Source organism: Methanothermobacter sp. DP, from assembly GCF_026692625.1.
Lineage (GTDB): Archaea > Methanobacteriota > Methanobacteria > Methanobacteriales > Methanothermobacteraceae > Methanothermobacter > Methanothermobacter marburgensis.
Map to the genome: position 1 here is coordinate 1,121,869 of NZ_CP113501.1, position 20,476 is coordinate 1,142,344.

Annotated in this window: 17 protein-coding genes and 5 tRNA genes; 19 read left to right on the top strand and 3 right to left on the bottom strand. The window is 48.0% G+C overall.

The window, feature by feature from the left end; all coding sequences use genetic code 11:
- Window positions 1–6 precede the first annotated feature (6 nt).
- The gene (cdhA, locus tag OXN82_RS06030; protein ID WP_321211025.1) at window positions 7–2,358 is read left to right on the top strand and encodes a CO dehydrogenase/acetyl-CoA synthase complex subunit alpha; all 2,352 of its coding nucleotides are present in this window, start codon (window positions 7–9) and stop codon (window positions 2,356–2,358) included.
- A gap of 5 nt (window positions 2,359–2,363) precedes the next feature.
- Window positions 2,364–2,744, top strand: a complete 381-nt coding sequence (locus tag OXN82_RS06035) for a 4Fe-4S dicluster domain-containing protein (RefSeq protein ID WP_147671561.1) — start codon at window positions 2,364–2,366, stop codon at window positions 2,742–2,744.
- A 194-nt stretch (window positions 2,745–2,938) separates the two neighbouring features.
- Here OXN82_RS06035 and OXN82_RS06040 read toward each other — a convergent pair whose 3' ends face one another.
- The 3 genes from OXN82_RS06040 to twy1 all read right to left on the bottom strand — a co-directional run bounded on the left by OXN82_RS06040 (window position 2,939) and on the right by twy1 (window position 6,113).
- A complete protein-coding gene (locus tag OXN82_RS06040) occupies window positions 2,939–4,024 on the bottom strand; it encodes a hypothetical protein (RefSeq protein WP_147671559.1) in 1,086 nt (361 codons plus the stop codon).
- A 140-nt stretch (window positions 4,025–4,164) separates the two neighbouring features.
- Window positions 4,165–5,025 (bottom strand): DUF1002 domain-containing protein, encoded by an 861-nt coding sequence (locus tag OXN82_RS06045; RefSeq protein ID WP_147671557.1) that lies wholly within the window; start codon window positions 5,023–5,025, stop codon window positions 4,165–4,167.
- Between the two features lie 176 nt (window positions 5,026–5,201).
- Window positions 5,202–6,113: a 4-demethylwyosine synthase TYW1 gene (gene twy1, locus OXN82_RS06050; RefSeq protein WP_321211026.1), complete on the bottom strand. Its 912-nt coding sequence runs from the start codon at window positions 6,111–6,113 to the stop codon at window positions 5,202–5,204.
- Window positions 6,114–6,676: 563 nt separating this feature from the next.
- On the opposite strand from twy1, the gene OXN82_RS06055 reads away from it, so the two are divergent.
- The 17 genes from OXN82_RS06055 to rpsG all read left to right on the top strand — a co-directional run bounded on the left by OXN82_RS06055 (window position 6,677) and on the right by rpsG (window position 20,461).
- Window positions 6,677–7,339 (top strand): transglutaminase domain-containing protein, encoded by a 663-nt coding sequence (locus OXN82_RS06055; protein ID WP_321211027.1) that lies wholly within the window; start codon window positions 6,677–6,679, stop codon window positions 7,337–7,339.
- Between the two features lie 239 nt (window positions 7,340–7,578).
- On the top strand, window positions 7,579–8,247 hold the full coding sequence (tpiA, locus tag OXN82_RS06060; RefSeq protein WP_321212167.1) for a triose-phosphate isomerase: 669 nt from the start codon (window positions 7,579–7,581) through the stop codon (window positions 8,245–8,247).
- Window positions 8,248–8,257: 10 nt separating this feature from the next.
- Complete coding sequence (locus OXN82_RS06065) at window positions 8,258–9,478, top strand: phosphoglycerate kinase (RefSeq protein ID WP_321211028.1); 1,221 nt, start codon at window positions 8,258–8,260, stop codon at window positions 9,476–9,478.
- An 89-nt stretch (window positions 9,479–9,567) separates the two neighbouring features.
- A tRNA-Thr gene (locus OXN82_RS06070) sits at window positions 9,568–9,641 on the top strand.
- A gap of 7 nt (window positions 9,642–9,648) precedes the next feature.
- Window positions 9,649–9,723: transfer RNA gene (locus OXN82_RS06075), tRNA-Pro, on the top strand.
- Window positions 9,724–9,767: 44 nt separating this feature from the next.
- Window positions 9,768–9,840 (top strand) — tRNA-Tyr (locus OXN82_RS06080).
- Between the two features lie 128 nt (window positions 9,841–9,968).
- Window positions 9,969–10,040: transfer RNA gene (locus OXN82_RS06085), tRNA-Asp, on the top strand.
- 8 nt (window positions 10,041–10,048) lie between these two features.
- Window positions 10,049–10,122, top strand: a tRNA-Lys gene (locus OXN82_RS06090).
- A gap of 42 nt (window positions 10,123–10,164) precedes the next feature.
- The gene (locus OXN82_RS06095; protein WP_013296229.1) at window positions 10,165–10,398 is read left to right on the top strand and encodes a DNA-directed RNA polymerase subunit H; all 234 of its coding nucleotides are present in this window, start codon (window positions 10,165–10,167) and stop codon (window positions 10,396–10,398) included.
- A 60-nt stretch (window positions 10,399–10,458) separates the two neighbouring features.
- The gene (locus OXN82_RS06100) at window positions 10,459–12,003 is read left to right on the top strand and encodes a DNA-directed RNA polymerase subunit B'' (protein ID WP_321211029.1); all 1,545 of its coding nucleotides are present in this window, start codon (window positions 10,459–10,461) and stop codon (window positions 12,001–12,003) included.
- A gap of 23 nt (window positions 12,004–12,026) precedes the next feature.
- Complete coding sequence (gene rpoB, locus OXN82_RS06105; RefSeq protein ID WP_321211030.1) at window positions 12,027–13,838, top strand: DNA-directed RNA polymerase subunit B; 1,812 nt, start codon at window positions 12,027–12,029, stop codon at window positions 13,836–13,838.
- A 38-nt stretch (window positions 13,839–13,876) separates the two neighbouring features.
- A complete protein-coding gene (gene rpoA1, locus OXN82_RS06110; protein WP_321211031.1) occupies window positions 13,877–17,338 on the top strand; it encodes a DNA-directed RNA polymerase subunit A' in 3,462 nt (1,153 codons plus the stop codon).
- A gap of 306 nt (window positions 17,339–17,644) precedes the next feature.
- The gene (gene rpoA2 / locus OXN82_RS06115; protein WP_414855701.1) at window positions 17,645–18,703 is read left to right on the top strand and encodes a DNA-directed RNA polymerase subunit A''; all 1,059 of its coding nucleotides are present in this window, start codon (window positions 17,645–17,647) and stop codon (window positions 18,701–18,703) included.
- A gap of 10 nt (window positions 18,704–18,713) precedes the next feature.
- Window positions 18,714–19,010 (top strand): 50S ribosomal protein L30e, encoded by a 297-nt coding sequence (locus OXN82_RS06120; RefSeq protein ID WP_321211033.1) that lies wholly within the window; start codon window positions 18,714–18,716, stop codon window positions 19,008–19,010.
- Window positions 19,011–19,016: 6 nt separating this feature from the next.
- On the top strand, window positions 19,017–19,448 hold the full coding sequence (locus OXN82_RS06125) for a NusA-like transcription termination signal-binding factor (RefSeq protein WP_013296235.1): 432 nt from the start codon (window positions 19,017–19,019) through the stop codon (window positions 19,446–19,448).
- A gap of 21 nt (window positions 19,449–19,469) precedes the next feature.
- Window positions 19,470–19,895: a 30S ribosomal protein S12 gene (locus tag OXN82_RS06130; protein ID WP_013296236.1), complete on the top strand. Its 426-nt coding sequence runs from the start codon at window positions 19,470–19,472 to the stop codon at window positions 19,893–19,895.
- A gap of 5 nt (window positions 19,896–19,900) precedes the next feature.
- The gene (rpsG, locus tag OXN82_RS06135; RefSeq protein WP_013296237.1) at window positions 19,901–20,461 is read left to right on the top strand and encodes a 30S ribosomal protein S7; all 561 of its coding nucleotides are present in this window, start codon (window positions 19,901–19,903) and stop codon (window positions 20,459–20,461) included.
- Window positions 20,462–20,476: the final 15 nt, after the last annotated feature.

Consider the following 20,476-nt stretch of genomic DNA (forward strand, 5'->3'; position numbering starts at 1 on the left):
GACAGCATGCCCAGAGCATCAAAGGATATAATAAATGTTAAGGGATTTCACCTTGAATTCGGTGAAATTGACGAGTACCTCAAAAGAAAGTCATACTATGGCAAGAGGGTATCTGTGGACTACGATGAGCTTAGAAAATGGGACCTCAATCTCCTATCCCATTTCAAGCCATTCTATGCGCCCCTCTGTGACCTATGCTGCATGTGCACCTACGGCAAATGTGACCTTCTGGGTAAGAAGGGTGCCTGCGGTATAAACCTCGAGAAACAGCAGGCAAGGGAGGCCCTATCAACTGCAGTTATAGGTGCATCGGCCCATGCAGCCCATGCAAGGCACCTTGTGGACACCCTTATCGAGAAAAAGCCCACATCAGAACTCCATTATGATAGTTCAATAGACATAAAGACACCAATATCCACCACAGTAACCGGTGTGGAACCTGAAACACCAGAGGACCTCGACAGGATAATGACATACATAGAACGGGAGCTCACAAATCTCATGGCCTCAGTTCATACCGGGCAGGAGACTGAAGTAACCGATTTCGAGTCAAAGGCCCTCCATGCTGGTATGTTAGATACCATGGCGCTTGAACTGGCCGAGATAGCACAGATAAACCAGTATGGACTCCCCACAGGCAAAGCAGATACACACATGCTGGAAATTGGAATGGACGTTATAGACAGCACAAAACCTGTCATACTCTGCATAGGACACAACATAGCGCCCTCAGCTGAGATAATAGACTACGCAGAGGATATCGGTGCTGAGGAGGAAATCGAGATCTGTGGCCTCTGCTGCACAGCCATGGAGATGGGAAGGTACTCAAAATCATCAAAGATAGTTGGGCCCATATCAAGGCAGCTCACCTTCCTCAGATCAGGTATCCCAGATGTGGTTGTACTGGATGAACAGTGCATACGGTCAGATGTATATGAGGTGTGCGGTGAAATGGGGATGGTTGTGATCGCAACAAGTGACAAGTGCAGTATGGGCCTTGAGGATATGAGTGAGGAGAACCCCTACAGGATAATAAACCGGATACTGCAGGAAAAAATACCAGGGGTTCTTATAAAGGATGAAAAAAAGGTTGCCATGGTCGCTGTGAACCTTGCACTTCAGCTTACCCGTGGCAGGGACCCCGAAACATCAGACCGTTTCAGGGTGAACTGTGTGAGGTGCTCACCCTGTGATTCAAACTGCACGCCATCCAGGAAACCCGAAAAACAGGAAGATCTTGACCTGAATTCTGTGCTGGGATACTGTGAACTCTGTGGAGAATGCAACCGTGTCTGTCCGGCAATGCTGCCCATCATGGAGGCAATAGATGATGCAAAGAACGGTGACCTCCGCGCCATAGGGACCCTCTATGAAAGCTGCAGTGGCTGCGGCCGGTGCATGGAGGTATGCCCGGTGGGAGTGCCAATCCTGGATATCATAAGAGAATCACGTGGAGAAACCCCTGAAAGATTCCTCATAAGGGCAGGCAGGGGGCCGGTCCAGGATATAGAGATAAGGAGGGTGGGTGCCCCGATAGTGTTCGGTGATATACCCGGCGTCATATCACTTGCAGGATGCTCCAACTACCCCTCAGGTGAAAGGGATGTGCAGATAATCGCTGAGGAGTTTCTTAAGAGGGGCTATATAGTCCTTGCAGCAGGATGTGCAGCCATGGATATAGCCCTCACACATGATGATGAGGGCAAAACACTCTATGAAAAATACCCTGGAGACTTCGATAGGGGAGGACTTCTCAACCTCGGCCCATGTGTCGGGAACTCCCATGCAATTGGAAGCGCCATAAAGATAGCCAATATATTCGCAAGGGTGCCCATGAAGGGAAACACCGTTGAAATAGCAGATTACATACTCAACAGGATAGGTGTCTGTGTGATAGGATGGGGTGCCATGTCACAGAAGGCATTTGCAATAGTCACAGGTGCAAACAGGTGGGGAATACCCGTCGTCCTGGGACCCCACGCATCAAAGTATCGCAGGCTTTACCTGGGTGAATCCAGCCCAAGGGTGATAAGGGATAAATCTGATGACAGCATGGTCCCATCTGAACCGGCCCCACCCCACCTCACCTACGCGGCGGAGAGTATCAACGAATGCCTTGTAATGGCTTCAAAGATGTGCATAAGACCCAACGACACACCCCGAGGGCGAATGGTGAAGCTAAGCAACTACGTTGACCTCCACCTGAAATATTACGGCGATCTACCCGCAGATATTGACCTCTTCGTAAGGAATGAGAGGGAGATCCCCTACAAGCATAAAGATGATATACTGGAGATACTGAGGAAAAAGAACTGGAAACCACGTGAGCCGGTAAAGGAGCCCACAATCATCAGGTGAATCCCATGGGCGGAATAGTAATTAAAAATGAGCTGATGTGCTCAGGCTGTGGCCTCTGTGTCAGGGCCTGCCAGCAGGTTCATGGCAAGAAAAAAATGAAGTACGCAGAAAAACCTGTGTTCTGCAGACAGTGCAGCGACGCCCCCTGTTTAAGGGCCTGCAGGGTTGGCGCCTTTAAGATAATAAATAAGATTCCTGTCATTGACCCTGAAAGGTGTGTTGGCTGCAGGCTCTGCCTTGAGGCCTGTCCTGAAGGATGCATAATATTTGAAGATCTGGTGGCAGACAAGTGCGTCCTGTGCCTTGATGCTGACGTTCTGATTCCGGCATGTATTGAGGCATGCCCCAGCAGTCTTCTCAGAGTGGAAATCAGCAAACACCACTGAATGATCCTCTTCACAGCCTCATGGGAGTTGAATGATAGGGGGACCATGTCATCGCAAACACCACTGAATGATCCTCTTCACAGCCTCATGGGAGTTGAATGATAGGGGGACCATGTCATCGCAAACACCACTGAATGATCCTCTTCACAGCCTCATGGGAGTTGAATGATAGGGGGACCATGTCATCGCAAAGATCACTGAATGGTCCTCTTCACAGTGACGGTATGTGCCATTACCAGGGCGGATATTATTATATAGGTGAGCAGGGCCGATGAGTTAAAGGACCTGTTGAATATGAAAAGGCCCACCAGGCTCTGTGAGAGAAACGCTGCGAGTGAACCTATGAGAAGGGCCTCCCTTCCCAGGTACATTCTGCTCCCATTGAGCCTCTGCTCCTGGTATTTTTTAAGAACCCTGAGGCCAGAGAAGGTGACTATCATGACCCATCCTAGGAGGAAGAGCAGACCAAAGAACCCTGCATCAAAGGCCACCGCAAATATACCTGGCAGCATGTAGTCTATGTAGTCCTTCTTTACAACCAGAACACCATAGAATATGTGGTAGGGGAGGCCAAGGTTCTGTATCATGGTAACTGGAAGAGTGATGTAACCATCGGCGCCACCAAGGCAGGCTGATTTCCAGTAACATGACCCCTGGACATGCCCCCAGAATGTGGTATTCTTAAGTACCAGCGAAAGGCTTGGGATGGTGTTCTCCTCAAGCCTTGTGATCCTGAGCATGGGGCTTAGAACACTTTTATGGAGAACCTTCGATAGGAACTCCATCAGTGCAAATGCTCCTGCACCTGCAAGAACAAATGATAGAACCGATTTTTTGGTTATCCTTGTGCTTCTCCTGAAACTCTTTGACATGAGCAAGTACCCGAAAGCCCATCCGAGGAGCCATAAAACCAGGAAGGAGCGGTGCATGAGTCCCCCTGCAATTGCTATTATGAAGAAGAGGAGCAGGGAGAGTTTCTTAACCGATGTAGACCTTATACCTGCCTCTGTGAGGAGATTTGATGATGCCACCATTGTAACCCAGAATAGAACCGCAAATGGGCCAAAGGGGTGTGTGAACTCGTGGTGTGAGAGGAATGGAAGGAGGAGAAAGGCGGCGTCAAATGAGAATATTAGAGCCAGTATAACCGTTATTACCGTTCCAAGGAACATCACAAGACTCAGAGGCACTGCAACCACATTGAAGAGGAGTATTATGCCAACGTGGATTATCACTGCAACTTCAAGTATGAACTGAAGGTTATTCTGAGCTATAAACATGATATGGATATTGTATTAACCTACAATATATATCATTCTCCGATGCGGCCATCTGAATTGATGGATCACCAGGCCATGGACAGAGAAAGTAACTGAAATGATGCCATCCCCTTGATCAGTGAGCATGAACAAAAAAGAGTTTATGGGGACGTCATCCCCACAATGTAGTCATAGATGCTCTGGAGAAATGCATAGATCTGATCAAGGATCCCTGATCCTCCAAACTGCTGACTCACACTTTCAAGCCTTTGTTTAAATTCCGTGAGGTTTCCCTGAACCCTCTGGGATGCTGAAACCGAATCTGCAACCTGCTGAACTTGATTTTCTGTTAGGTTGATATTCATCTGCTGTGAAACATCAACGACAATGTTCTTTATCTCATCAGGGTTCTGAAGGTTCTGATCCTGTGTTCTGTTCTTGACCTCATCAAAGAGCTGTGCCACCTCATCACCGGTTGCGTTGGTTTCATTCACAAGCCTGCTCTGGAGGTAGATCTCCTCAACAGATGCCTTCTTGGCCTCTTCAGGTATTTTTTCACCCACAGCAACCTCATATGACTTCAGGACACCTGCAAGGGCTGCCTCCCCTGAGGCAGGTACCGGGGATGTTACAACCACGTAGCCGCGGTCAATACCAGATGACCTTAGGGCACTGGCATACATCTCAGGGGTCACGACCCTTATTTTACTGGTATCCACAGAAACCTTGATTCCCTCTGAGTATGAGAGGTCAACCATGGCACAGGAAAGTATCTGTGATGGCGAATATACACGACCTGTAACTCCTTTAGAAACCTCATTTACCTCAGATGCTGTTACAATCTTTATATTTGCGCTATTGATATCCTTATCGGTCTTTGACTTGAAGTAGTCCATCACCGCGTTCCGGTATGATGGGTTGCTGTCTGTTGCCTCCCCGAGTGTCACAGAGAACCCTGAGACCGCGAACACCGGTGCGGTTACCATGAATGTAACCAAAAGCGCAATTATAAGTCGTCTCATAACAATACCTCCAGTTATTAATTAATACCTGAGGAGATATTTATATGTATTAATCTGTGGCCACAGCAAGCACTTACTACATAACAAGCGCCAAATAAAAGCAAAAACGCCAAAAATAAAAATAAAGTCCTTATTACATGATAAGCAAAAAAGTCACAGCAGAAATGTAAAAACCACTATGCCAGGAGAACAACCCTGCTCTCCCTTGACTCATCAACGATCTCCATTCCACAGCTCTCTGCAATGCTATCTGCAAATTCATGAACCTCATAGAAGAGGGGCATGTTGTCAATTTCAAGCCTTTTCCTTGAGTACCCGATGTACATGTAGGCCTTGACCTCAACAAAATCTGGCTGGGCCCTTTCTATCATTCTGGCGAACATTTCGGGTTTCTTCATGTTGATGTCCCTGACAGCTGTTATACGCAGAACCTTCCTGCAGTTAAAGGATGGCATGATCTCAAGGGACCTGTTGAGAAGATCCCATGCGTCAGGGATCTGGGGTCTGCATAGTTTCTCGTAGGTTTCCCTGTCAGGGGCGTCAAGTGATATGTAGAGCTGTGTTGGCTCAACAGAGAGTGCCTCAAGATTGCTGGATGCAAGGCCGTTTGTTACAAGGAAAGTTGTGAAGTTCCTCTTATGGAACTCTGCAAGGAGCCCATCCATGTCTGGGTAGAGGATGGGTTCACCTGCAAGGGATATTGCAGCGTTCGTTGGATCCTGGGCCTCAAGGACCTTTATCTTATCTGCCCTTTCATTGCCAAAGTAACCGCAGAGGAGTTTCCTCTGGGCCTCAATCGCCCCCTCAATTATATCCGACGGCTCATCATGGGGGCCATTCCATGCCGTTTCTGTTGAAGAGAGGTCCCTCCAGCAGAAAAGACATTTTTGCTGGCAGAAAGGTACACTGGGAGACATCTGAAGGCACCTGTGGCTCCTGATACCATAGAACTTCTCCTTGTAACAGACGCCCTCATTGATTATGCTTTTCTTTGTCCAGAGGCAGGTTTTAACTGCTGAATGCCTGTTCTCACCTACAAAACGGTATCCCATTCTTTCCATTCTTCTCTGAGATTCTTCCGCATACATTGCCAACCCATCTCAAAAGATCCTTGCTGATACACTGTTAATTTTCGTTGTGATTTATGTAATATATATTATAAGATTGATCCTGGATGTGGGTCACATGAACTGATAGACAAATGCTTCATAACTTAATACTTGTGCCCACATCAATATTAAATATCTGTGATCTTTAACGGTATCTTAAAATTCCATTCATGCATATACTCCTTTTTAAGTGGTTTTAAGAGTTTTAAAGCGTTTAAAAGAAGCATATTTTATCTAAAATTATTGAACAGATTTAAAAGCCATTCAATCATTTTTAAGCCACCATAATTCCCTTTTGGATGAAATAAAACATTTAAGAAAAGAATTGGAGACCCGCAATCAATTCTTTACCAGATGCTCCCAAATCCAGAAATAAGCCATATATAAGCCTTTTTGTCTTATTCGGGAAACAAAAGTTTATATATATGCTTGATGTGATTAAGGTCCATGGTAAGGTCCGGCGGGTATAGCCTGCCATTATCGGAGGCGGTAAAATTAAGAGACACTCGCGTTATCTCGCTCTACTTGCACTTGCAGTAGCAGTGAGTACCATACCATTTGGACAGATGGAATTTCTGGAATCCGGTGGCGAAAAGATAAAGACAAAATCAGCATCCACCCCAAAGGTTGATGCGGCCTCAAAGTACAGGAAATACAGTAAGGTCTACGCCAAATCAAAGAAAAAGATAAAGAAGAAGTACAGGACAAAGGCAACCTACACCACAACAACAAAGAAGAAGTACAGGACAAAGGCGACCTATAAAACCACAACTCACAAGAGGTACCGTACAAAGGCAACCTACACAACAACCTCCAAGAGGGCATACACAAGGGCGGCGAGTTCCGAAGATCTGGATGATCTCCAGGGCGATGAGGGACTTGAAAAACTTGCATCATACATCAACAGAAACTTCAACCATCGATCTGGAGGTCCTCACACCGCTGAGGGTGTTGAAAGGACAGGATACGGAGACTGCTGGGGGCTCTCTGACTGGTCAGCAAAGAAACTTGCTGCAAACGGTTACAAGGTGAAGGTGGTCCAGGGAGCCACATCTGCATCATCAAGACACAGATGGCTACACGTATACTCTGAGGGAAGGTGGACAAGCTTTGAACCGTCACTGGTAACCAAACGTTATGGAAGTAAACATTATACTGCAACCTGTGGGCGCGCAACGACTGTTGTGAAAACCTACAACATGTAGTATAATGTTTACTACCTTTTTTTATTCCCACCAACAATCTTCTAACCAAATTATACACCATGCCTCTTTTATTCTCAGCAACAATTTCTCTGAAAACCTGAAAAAATTCATTATATGCTTTACCCTGCTCTTTCATTCCATAACAGAAGTTCCCAGCAAACAATCAAGAATGGCATATTTTTATAACACATCAACCATACCTATGAAACATCAGAATCATGCCGGAGGATTTGGAGTTGATGGAAACACCTATCGTCATACTGAATTTTAAGACCTACACTGAGTCCACAGGTAAAAGAGCCCTTGAACTTGCAGGTGCCTGTCAGGAGGTTGCAGATGAAACAGGCGTTAACATCGCAGTGGCGCCCCAGCACATGGACCTCCAGCCGGTGGCTGAGGCCGTGGATATACCTGTACTGGCCCAGCACATCGACCCCATAGAGGCCGGAGGGCACACAGGAGGCGTCCTTGCAGAATGTGCCCTGGAGGCAGGGGCGGCGGGTACCCTCATAAACCACTCAGAGAAGAGGATGAAGCTTGCAGACATTGAAAATGTCATATCAAGGACAAGGAAACTTAACATGACCTCAGTCGTATGCACCAACAATGTGAGCACCACAGCGGCCGCAGCAGCACTTAAACCAGATTTCGTGGCTGTTGAACCCCCTGAACTCATAGGGTCAGGCATACCTGTTTCAAAGGCAGAACCAGAGGTTATAACAGGAAGCGTCAGTGCGGTGCAGGATATAAACCCTGATGTCAGCGTCCTCTGTGGTGCTGGAATATCCACCGGTGAGGATATGAGGGCTGCCCTCGACCTTGGGGCCGAGGGTGTTCTTCTTGCCTCGGGCATCATACTCGCAGAAAGCCCAAGGGACGCACTCCGGGACCTTGTAAGCAAAGTGTGACGGTGATCCCGTGTCCTTCAAATTCAGAACCATGGATGACCTTGAGGTTGAGGGGAAAACTGTGCTTGTGCGTGTTGACATAAACTCGCCGGTGGATCCCCAGAGCGGCGCAATACTCGATGATACAAGGATGAGGCTCCATGCAGAAACCATAAGGGAGCTTTCAGATAGAGGTGCCAGGACAGTCATAATGGCCCACCAGAGCAGACCAGGAAAGAAAGACTTCACAACCCTTGAACAGCACTCCCATAAACTCTCAGAGATACTTGGAAGGCCTGTCAGGTACGTGGAGGACATATTCGGATCCGCCGCAAGGGAGAATATCAGAGAGCTCAGGAACGGCGAGATACTCCTCCTCGAGAATGTGAGGTTCTACTCAGAGGAGGTGCTTAAGAGGGAACCTGAGGAACAGGCAGAGACACACCTTGTGAGGAAACTCACACCCCTCATTGATTACTTCATCAACGACGCCTTTGCAGCTGCCCACAGATCCCAGCCATCACTGGTGGGCTTTGCCCTGCGGGTACCCTCAGCGGCTGGCAGGGTCATGGAGCGTGAACTCAGAACACTCAGGAGTGCCCTTGAAAACGTTGAAAGGCCCTGTGTCTATGTACTGGGTGGTGTGAAGGTGGATGACTCCATAATGGTCATGAAGAACGTCCTTGAGAATGGCAGCGCAGACCTTGTACTCACAACGGGCCTTGTTGCCAACATATTCCTTGCAGGCTGTGGTGTTAAAATCGGGAAGGTGAACATGGATTTCATCAAAAACAGGGGCTACTGTGACTTCATAAAGGTTGCGAAGAAGCTGAAAAAGAGGTTCCCTGAGAAAATACTGGTTCCCATTGATGTTGCAATCAGCCGGGATGGAAAAAGGGTGGATGTACCCGTGAAAAAGATACCCAACCACCCCATACAGGATATAGGTATGGAGACGATAAAACTTTATGCTGAGAGGATACGTGAGGCCAGGACCCTGTTTGCAAATGGTCCTGCAGGTGTATTTGAAAACCCTGACTTCAGCATAGGCACCGAGGATATACTCAATGCCATCTCCTCATCTGAGGGTTTCTCAATAATAGGTGGGGGTCACCTTGCCGCTGCAGCCGCCAAAATGGGCTTTGAGGATAAGATAGGTCACATAAGCAGTGGGGGAGGTGCCAGCATAAGTCTACTCGCAGGTGAGGATCTGCCTGCTGTAAGGGTGCTTGAGGAGTCCGCACCCCACTAACCCCAATGGGAGGTGCTGAACCTCCCCTCCATGGTGCCCCCTAGATCAACCACAAACTATATAAATGAGTAGTTACTAACATTGGAAATGCCTCGGTAGCTCAGTCTGGTGGAGCGCGAGACTTGTAATCTCGTGGTCGCGGGTTCAATTCCCGTCCGGGGCTTCCTACGGGGACCATAGGGTAGCTTGGTCGATCCTTTGGGCTTTGGGAGCCTGAGACCCCGGTTCAAATCCGGGTGGTCCCATCCAAAAAGCTTAAATATACATCACCCCCAATGATGTATATCAACCCGCCTTAGCTCAATTGGCAGAGCATCGGACTGTAGATCCGAGGGTTGCTGGTTCAAGTCCGGCAGGCGGGACTTCACCAACAGTGTGAAAGCTTTAAATACTAGAAAAATAGAACTCATAACATGTATGTCATACAGCAATAGTAAAGTATATAAGCAGGTAACGAGAGAACACAGTAATGCTCTCATTCTGAAGACCTGCCCTGGTGGTGTAGGGGCTATCATGCGGGCCTGTCGAGCCCGCGACTCGGGTTCAATTCCCGGCCAGGGCGTTCCTTCAGGGCCCGTAGCTCAGTCTGGCAGAGCGCTTGGCTTTTAACCAAGTGGTCGCGGGTTCAATTCCCGTCGGGCCCGCTATCTAATTTTACGGTGACTTTTTATCTGGAGGACTAAATTGTGAAGAGGGAAATCTTGAAACACCATCTGGTTCCGGAACACGTGGTTTTAAATGATTCTGAAGCAAAAAGGGTGCTGAAAGAACTGGATGCCCATCCAGAACAGCTTCCAAAAATAAAAACAACAGACCCTGTGGTGAAGGCCATAGGTGCTAAAAGGGGGGATATCGTGAAAATAATCCGTAAGAGTCCAACTGCCGAAGAATTCATTACATATAGGCTCGTGCAGGACTAATTTTTCGGGTAAAACCGTAAGCTCATAATTCAATCATCTAATTTGTTTTGGAGGAAGTCCATGAAAAAAAGTGCATGGGGATTGGTAGACGCGTTTTTTGATAAATACGACCTTGTGGACCACCACATACATTCCTACAATGACTTCGTGAGTAACCGTATACAGGAGATAATAGACACAAGCGAACCCATAGAACTGGAACAGGGAAAGTACCGTGTGGAGACAGGGAAGGTAAGCATAGAAAAACCCTTCATCAAGGAGGCGGACGGCTCAAAGAGCAAGATATACCCGACAGAGGCCAGGCTCAGGAATTTAACCTACTCGGCCCACATGAACCTGGAGATGAGACTCATAAAGGAGGGGGGTCCAGAAACAGAATTCGAAAAGGTCTACATCGGTGAACTGCCTGTTATGCTGAAATCAGAGATATGCCACCTGCATGGCCTCAGCAGAAATGAACTCATTGAAAAGGGCGAGGACCCTGCAGACCCCGGCGGATACTTCATCGTCAACGGTTCAGAGAGATCAATCGTCACCATGGAGGAAATAGCCCCAAACAAGATAATACTTGAAAGGATAGGGGAAGAGGATGAAAACAGGGCCAGGGCAATAGTCACCTCTATAAGAAGTGGTTTCAGGGCCAGGATATCCCTTGAATACAGGAAGCCAAGGAAGAGCGGGGTGTTCCTCAGGATATCATTCCCCTACGTACCAGGAGAACTCCCGCTGGTGATACTGCTAAGGGCCCTTGGACTTGCAACCGACCAGGACATCATAACAAGCATATCAGATGACTTCAACTACCAGATGATCGCAGCCGACGACATACAGGTCTCACTGGACAAGCTGAACCTCAAAAAGGATGAAATGGAGAAACTTGAGGAGGAGGAGAGAAGGGAGTACCTTGTAAGGAGCGCCATAAGATACATCGGTAACCGGGTCGCCAAGGGCATGACCGAGGACTACCGGATAAAAAGGGCTGAGGATGTCATAGACCGCTACCTTCTCCCCCACATAGGAACAGAACCAGATAAGAGGCTGGAGAAGGCAATATACCTGGCTGAGATGACCGAAATGCTCCTCCAGGTTATATCCGGTGAGCGAAAGCCCCACGATAAGGACCACTACACCAACAAGAGGCTCAGGGTTTCAGGTGACCTCATGGAGGACCTCCTGAGGGTGGCCTTCACAAGTCTCAGCAGGGACATGAGCTACCAGCTGGAGAGGAGCCTTGCAAGGGGTAAGGAGCCCTCAGTCAAGCAGGCTGTGAGGTCAGACGTCCTCACAGAGAACCTCAAACACGCCATAGCGACAGGTAACTGGGTTGGTGGAAGGGCAGGTGTGAGCCAGCTCCTGGACAGAACAAGTTACATGGGTACACTATCCCACATGAGAAGGGTTGTCTCCCCCCTCAGCAGGAGCCAGCCACACTTCGAGGCAAGGGACCTTCACCCGACACAGTTCGGTAAGATCTGCCCCAACGAGACCCCCGAGGGTCCAAACTGTGGTCTTGTCAAGAACCTCGCCCTCCTTGCAAAGATATCCGAGGGTTCAGATGCCAGGGAGGTTGAGGAGGTAATCAAAAAAATGGGGGTTCTGAACTAATTTTTCCACCGGGAGGCTGTTAAGTGAGTAAAACCAAGATTTACATTAACGGGAAACTTATAGGGACCTGTGAAAACCCTGAAGAATTTGTACAGGAGATGAGGGATAAGAGGAGATCAGGAGAGGTCTCCCCTGAGATGAACATAACCCATTACCCTGAAAACCGCGAGATATACATATTCACAGACCCTGGAAGGGCCAGAAGACCCCTGATTATTGTGAAAGACGGAGAACCTCTTTTAAAGGAGGAGCACCTTGAAAAACTTGAATCAGGGGAAATGGAATGGGATGACCTCATAAATGAGGGCATAATAGAGTATCTGGATGCCGAGGAAGAGGAAAACGCCTACATAGCAATGAGTCCAGAGGACCTCACAGATGAACACACCCACCTTGAGATAGACCCCTCCACCATGCTGGGGATATGTGCAGGTATCATTCCATTCGCAAACCACAACTCATCACCGAGGAACACCATGGAGGCAGGGATGACCAAGCAGGCCCTTGGTCTCTATGCATCCAACTATGACCTCAGGACAGATACGCGTGCACACCTCCTCCACCACCCCCAGGTCCCCATAGTCAAGACAAGGATAATAGATGTGACCGGCTACGATGAGAGGCCATCAGGTCAGAACTTCGTTGTGGCCGTAATGTCCTATGAGGGCTACAACATGGAGGACGCGCTGATACTCAACAAGACATCCCTTGAGAGGGGACTTGCAAGGTCATCATTCTTCAGATCCTACGAGGCCGCAGAGCGAAGATACCCCGGTGGTCAGGAGGACCGCTTCGAGATACCTGAGAAGGGGGTCAGGGGCTACAGGTCAGAAAGCGACTACAGACACCTTGACGAGGACGGCATAATAAACCCCGAGGCAGTTGTATCATCAGGTGACGTCCTCATAGGTAAAACATCACCACCAAGGTTCCTTGAAGAAATTGATGAATTTGGAACAGTGGCGGAGCGTAGAAGAGAAACCTCAGTAACCGTTCGACACGGTGAGAAGGGAATAGTTGATGCTGTCCTCCTAACAGAAACCGTTGAGGGCAGCAGACTCGCCAAGATAAGGGTGCGGGAACAGAGACAGCCAGAGCTCGGTGACAAATTCGCATCAAGGCACGGTCAGAAGGGTGTTGTGGGCCTCATAGTATCACAGGAAGACATGCCCTTCACAGAGGACGGTGTTGTGCCCGACCTCATAGTAAACCCCCACGCCATACCATCAAGGATGTCAGTTGGGCAGGTCCTTGAGATGCTTGCAGGTAAGGCCGCATGCATGGAGGGCCGCAGGGTGGACGGAACACCATTCACCGGGGAGGACGAGAGGGACATAAAGAAGGCCCTCCGGGCCAATGGATTTGAAAGTGCAGGTGTGGAATCACTCTACAACGGAATAACCGGTGAAAGAATAGAGGCGGAAATATTCATAGGCGTGGCCTACTACCAGAAACTCCACCACATGACAACAGACAAGGTATACGCAAGATCAAGGGGTCCTGTGCAGGTCCTCACAAGACAGCCGACCGAGGGAAGGGCCAGGGAAGGAGGTCTCAGATTCGGTGAAATGGAAAGAGACTGTCTGATTGCCCATGGAGCAGCGCTCGCCCTGAAGGAAAGGCTTCTTGATGAATCAGATAAATACGAGGCACTGGTATGTACCGAGTGCGGTATGATAGCAATCTACGACAAGATAAGGGATAAGAAGTACTGTCCAATATGTGAGGACTCAGAGTCATTCCCTGTGGAGATATCATACGCCTTCAAATTACTCCTTGATGAGCTTAAGAGTCTATGCATCTTCCCAAAACTCATACTGGAAGACAAGGCATGATTACAGATTTGAGGGAATAAATCAAAGGAGAGAATACCTTGAGCGGAATTTTAAAGAAAATTTCCCGGATAAATTTTGGTCTCATGTCCCCTGAGGATATAAGGAAGATGTCCGTTACCCAGGTCGTGACACCTGACACCTATGACGAGGACGGGTACCCCATCGAGAACGGGCTCATGGACCCGAGGCTTGGTGTCATAGACCCCAGCCTCAGGTGCAGGACATGCGGGGCCAAGGGTGGTGAGTGCCCCGGGCACTTTGGAAGCATAAACCTGGCAAGACCCGTTATACACGTGGGGTTCGCGGATACAATACATAAGATCCTCAGGTCAATCTGCAGGAAATGCAGCAGGGTCCTGCTCACAGAGGTGGAGATTGAAGAGTACAGGCAGCGGATACTTGAGGCCATGGAAAAGGAGGAGAGCCTCACACCCATAATAAAGGAGATATACACCGAGGCCAGGCGCGAGAAGTGTCCCCACTGTGAGGAGGAACAAGGTGAGATAAAACTCGATAAACCTGTCTCCATTGTTGAAAATGACTATAAACTTAAAAGCAAGGAAATAAAAGAACTCCTAGAAAAAATAAACAAAACGCAAATCGGCAAAGCAAAAGAACTCCTAGAAAAAGAAGAATATAACCTAACAAAAGCAGAAATCGACGAAATACTAGAAAAAATAGAAGAATCAACAAAATGCTACTGTATAAAACTAGACCAAGAATATTATTGCCTAACAAAAGCAGAAATCAAAAAAATACTAGAACTAGACCAAAATTCTATCAATAACATCATAAACATCCTCAACAAATTATCCGCCGAAAAAACCAAAGAACTCCTAGAAAAAATAAACAAACCAGATGCCCCCAAAGCAAAAGAAATCATAGAAAAAGAATATTATTGCCTAACAAAAGCAGAAATCAAAAAAATACTAGAACTAGACCAAAATTCTATCAATAACATCATAAACATCCTCAACAAATTATCCGCCGAAAAAACCAAAGAACTCCTAGAAAAAATAAAAGAAATCATGGACAATGGCCTAACAAAACAAGAAATCGAAAAAATACTGGAAAAAATAGAAGAATCAGCAAAATGCTACTGTATAAAATTCCCGGACAAAAACGACAAAAATTTAATTGATAATATCAGGAAGCTCCTTAATAAAAAAGAGAAATTGTCCATCGAAAAAACCAAAGACCTCGTGGGAAAAATAGAGAATATTTTGCGGAGTGTAATGGTCCCAGAAGTAAGGGAACTAGTTGAAAACAATGACCTAACTCAAAAAGAAATCGACAAAATACTGGAGAAAATAGAAGAGTACACCAAAACCTCCGACAAATTTTGCTGTATTAATATAAGAGATGTTAGAAGGGTTCTTGACAGAATAGATTACAAGCTAACACCCAGCGAGGTGAGGGAGAGGCTTGAGAGGATAACCGACGACGACGCACTGATCCTGGGAGTCAACCCCGAGGTTGCAAGGCCCGAATGGATGGTCCTCACAGTCCTCCCGGTTCCACCTGTCACTGTGAGGCCATCAATAACACTTGAAACCGGTGAGAGGTCAGAGGACGATCTGACCCACAAACTCGTGGACATCCTCAGGATAAACCAGCGCCTCAAGGAGAACATGGAGGCAGGGGCCCCCCAGCTGATCGTCGAGGACCTCTGGGAACTCCTACAGTACCACGTGACAACCTACTTCGACAACGAGGCCTCCGGTGTCCCCCCTGCAAGGCACCGCTCTGGCAGACCCCTCAAGACCCTCGCCCAGAGGCTCAAGGGTAAGGAGGGGCGGTTCAGGAGCAACCTCTCAGGAAAGAGGGTTAACTTCTCTGCCCGTACCGTCATCTCACCGGACCCCAACATAAGCATAAACGAGGTGGGAGTCCCTGAGATCATAGCCAGGGAGGTCACAGTACCGGTCTACGTTACAGAATGGAACATAGACCGCATGAGAGAATACATAGAGAACGGGCCCGACGTACACCCCGGGGCCAACTACGTTATAAGGCCAGACGGCCGCAAAATAAGGATCTACAATGAGACCAAGGATGTTGTCCTTGAGAACCTCAAACCAGGTTACATCGTTGAAAGGCACCTCAAGGATGGTGACATAGTCCTGTTCAACCGTCAGCCCTCACTCCACAGGATGTCCATGATGGCCCATGAGGTCCGCGTCCTGCCCTACAAGACCTTCCGCCTGAACCTCTGCGTCTGCCCCCCATACAACGCGGACTTCGACGGGGACGAGATGAACATGCACGTATTCCAGACCGAGGAGTCAAGGGCAGAGGCCAAGACACTCATGCGTGTACAGGAACACATCCTTTCCCCAAGGTTCGGTGGTCCCATCATCGGCGGGATACACGACCATATATCAGGCGCCTATCTCCTTACAAGGAAGAGGGCTGTTTTCAGTGAGGATAAGGTTTTCCAGATCCTCAAGAAGGCAGGGCTGCCCCTACCTGACAGGAGGGGTCGTGACTGGACAGGTAAGGAGATATTCAGCATGGTCCTGCCTGATGACCTCAACATGGTCTACCGGGCCGAGATATGCAGGAAATGTGAGGAATGCCTGGAGATGGACTGTGAAAACGATGCCTATGTTGTCATAGAGAACGGGAATCTCATATCAGGTGTTATTGATGAGAAGGCCTATGGTGCATTCGCCGGTAAAATACTTGACCACATCGTCAAGGAATACGGCACAGATGAGGCAAGAAAATTCCTTGACTCCGCGACAAAGCTTGCGATTGCAGGTATAATGCATGCAGGATTCACCACAAGTACCAACGATGAGGAGATCCCTGAGGAGGCCCGTGAAAGGATAGAGGCCCATCTGAGGAACGCTGAGGCCAGGGTTGACCAGCTTATTGAGGCCTACGAGAACGGAGAACTCGAACCACTCCCCGGTAGAAGCCTTGAGGAGACCCTGGAGATGAAGATAATGCAGGTTCTGGGTGAGGCCAGGGACAAATCAGGGGAGATAGCAGAGAGCTACTTTGACATGGATGAAAACCACGCGGTCATAATGGCACTCACAGGTGCAAGGGGGTCAATGCTCAACCTCACACAGATAACAGCCTGTGTGGGGCAGCAGTCAGTTAGGGGTGGACGAATAAGCAGGGGATACGATAACAGGACACTCCCACACTTCAAGAGGGGTGAACTCGGTGCCAAATCCCGCGGATTCGTACACTCAAGTTACAAGGATGGTCTCGACCCCATAGAGTTCTTCTTCCACGCCATGGGGGGAAGAGAGGGACTTGTGGATACAGCCATCCGTACAGCCCAGAGCGGTTACATGCAGAGACGTCTTGTAAACGCCCTCCAGGACCTCACAGTCAACGAGGACGGAAAGGTCGTTGACAACAGGGGAGTTATAATACAAACCAGATTCGGGGAGGACGGCGTTGACCCTGCCAAGAGCGACTACGGAAAGATCGTGGACCTCGACAAACTCGTAGAGGAAATAAGGCTCAAATCAAAGGGGTAAGGTGATTCTGTGCAGGAAATTATAACTAAGATAGAGGATTATTCCTCAAAGAACGGGATCCTGCTTCCAGATCCTGTGGTGGAATATGTTGCCAGGATCGCTGAGGAGGAAAAACTGAAGGAAGCAGATCTTTATGAAATGGTGAGACTCTTCAGCAGGATCTCAGAGAGAAACCAGGGTCTTGAAGGAGACGAGCTCCTCGACGCAGTTGAGGACGAATACCAGCGCATCCTGAAGGTCCAGGAACTTGTTAAAAGGAAGAGGACAAAGTTTCCGCCGGGACTCATTGAAGAAATAGCCGAGGCAATGAAGAAACACAACCTCAGCGACGATGAACTGGATGAACTTATAAGAAGGGTCAGGAGGGCCTATGAGAGGGCAAAGGTTGAGGCCGGTGAGGCGGTTGGGACAGTCGCAGCCCAGTCAGTCGGTGAACCGGGTACCCAGATGACAATGCGTACCTTCCACTACGCAGGGGTGGCGGAACTCAACGTTACCCTGGGTCTCCCAAGGCTCATCGAAATCGTGGATGCCAGAAAGAAGATATCCACACCAACCATGAGTATCTACTTTGAGGGTGACCTCAGGTATGATGAGGAATTTGTGCGAAAAAAGGCCAACAAGATAGGTAAAAGCGCCCTCAACGATGTCCTCAAAAACTTCAGCATCCAGTACGCAGATATGGCAGTGGTTGCAGAACTGGACGAGGAGAAGATCCTTGAAAAACACCTTGAATATGATGATATAATAGCAAAGGTGGAAAAAACTTTTAAGAAAGTAGAAATAGATAACAGCATACTGAGATTTGAACCCCAGAAACCCACCATAAGGGAGCTCAGGTTACTGGCTGATAAGGTGAGGAAACTCCAGATAAGTGGGGTTAAAAATATAGGAAAGGTGGTTATCCGTAAAGAGGATGATGAATGGGTAATCCATACAGAGGGTTCAAACCTTGGAGCTGTTCTTAAAGAAGAGGGTGTGGATAAGGTCCGGACGACAACAAACGACATACACGAAATAGAAACAGTTCTGGGCATAGAAGCAGCGAGAAACGCGATAATACACGAAGCAAAAAGAACCATGGAGGAACAGGGTCTCACAGTGGACATACGTCACATAATGCTTGTTGCAGATATGATGACTGCTGATGGTTCTGTTAAATCCATTGGAAGGCATGGTATAAGCGGTGAAAAGGCAAGCGTTCTCGCAAGAGCTTCTTTTGAGGAAACAGGTAAGCACCTTCTGAGAGCAAGTATCAGGGGAGAGGTGGACCACCTCACTGGTATCATAGAGAACATTATTATAGGACAGCCTATACCTCTGGGTACAGGTTCTGTTAGTGTTGTGATGAAAGAAAGAAAATAGGAGGCAGTAGATGGACATAGATAGAGGAATACGAGTCGCTGTAGATACTGGTAATGTTATCCTTGGATCAAAGAGGACAATTCAGAGCCTCAAACTGGGTAAGGGTAAGCTGGTGGTAATGGCCAGTAACATACCAGAGGACCTCAGAGAGGACATAGAATACTACGCAGAGCTATCAGATATTCCGGTTTACACCCATGAGGGCACCAGCGTTGAACTGGGATCTGTCTGCGGTAAACCCTTCACAGTGGGGGCGCTCTTAATCCAGGATCCAGGTGATTCAACAATACTGGAAATGGTGGGGTAGGTTGCTGTGACCATCAAATTTACCACAAACGAGATAAGATACATTGCACTCTTTGAGAGCATGACCGGTGCAATGGTGAAGGACTGCATTGTGGATGACGAAAACGGCAAGGTAACATTCCTTGTGAAAAAGGGTGATATGGGCCTTGCCATTGGTAAAAAGGGAAGTACAGTGGCCAAGGTTCAGAAGGCGCTCGACAAGGGTGTTGAGGTAATCGAACACTCCAGTGACCCCGTGGAGTTCATAAAGAACCTCATGGCACCCGCCAAGATAAGGAGCATCAGGATACTGCAGAAGGAAAACGGTGAAAAGATAGCCACAGTGGAAACCGACCCAAAAAATAAGAGAATCGCCATTGGACGCGGCGGACAGAACATTGAAAGGGCCAGGCTACTGGCCAGAAGACAGCACAACATAAGCAATATTATAATAAAATAAATCTTATAGGAGGAATCTTATTTGCCAGGATTATTCGCAGCAAAAAAACTCAAAAGCAAGAGGCAGAAATTCAGATGGAAGGACACCCACTACAAGAGGAGATCACTCCGCCTTGATGTTAAGGCTGACCCCCTTGAAGGCGCACCCCAGGCAAGGGGTATAGTGATTGAGAAGGTGGGTATAGAGGCAAAACAGCCAAACTCAGCAATAAGGAAATGTGTGAGGGTCCAGTTAATCAAAAACGGTAAACAGATCACAGCCTTCGCACCTGGAGACGGCGCTATTGGTTTTATTGATGAACACGATGAGGTCGTTGTTGAGGGTATTGGTGGACCATCAGGAAGGTCCATGGGTGATATTCCCGGTGTCAGGTGGAAGGTTACAAAGGTCAACAATGTTTCCCTGCAGGAAATGGTTAAAGGGAAAATAGAAAAACCTGTGAGGTAATCCTTATGAGTTTAGTTTTTGATAAATGGGAACTGGAGGAAGTCAAGGTTGAGGATATGGGCCTTGCAAAGTACATATGCCTTGACAGTATCCTGGTTCCCCACACAATGGGAAGACACGTTAAGAGGCAGTTTGCAAAGTCAAAGGTTTCAATAGTTGAGAGACTGATAAACAAGGTTATGAGGACCGAGAGGAACTCAGGTAAAAAGAACAAGGCCTACAAGATAGTGAAGGAGGCCTTTGAAATCATAAACCGGAGGACCAAGGAGAACCCGGTCCAGATCCTTGTTAAGGCCGTTGAAAACACCTCCCCACGGGAGGAGACCACAAGGATCAAGTACGGTGGTATAGGTTACCAGGTTGCAGTTGACATATCCCCACAGAGAAGGGTGGACCTGTCCCTCGGATTCATAACCAAGGGCGCAATGCAGGCAGCATTCAAGAACAAGAAATCCATAGAGGAGTGCCTGGCAAACGAGATAATGCTGGCTGCAGAGTATGACACAAGAAGCTTTGCAATCCAGAAGAAGGAAGAGAAAGAAAGGATAGCCAGATCCGCACATTAAACTTACAGGTGGTTT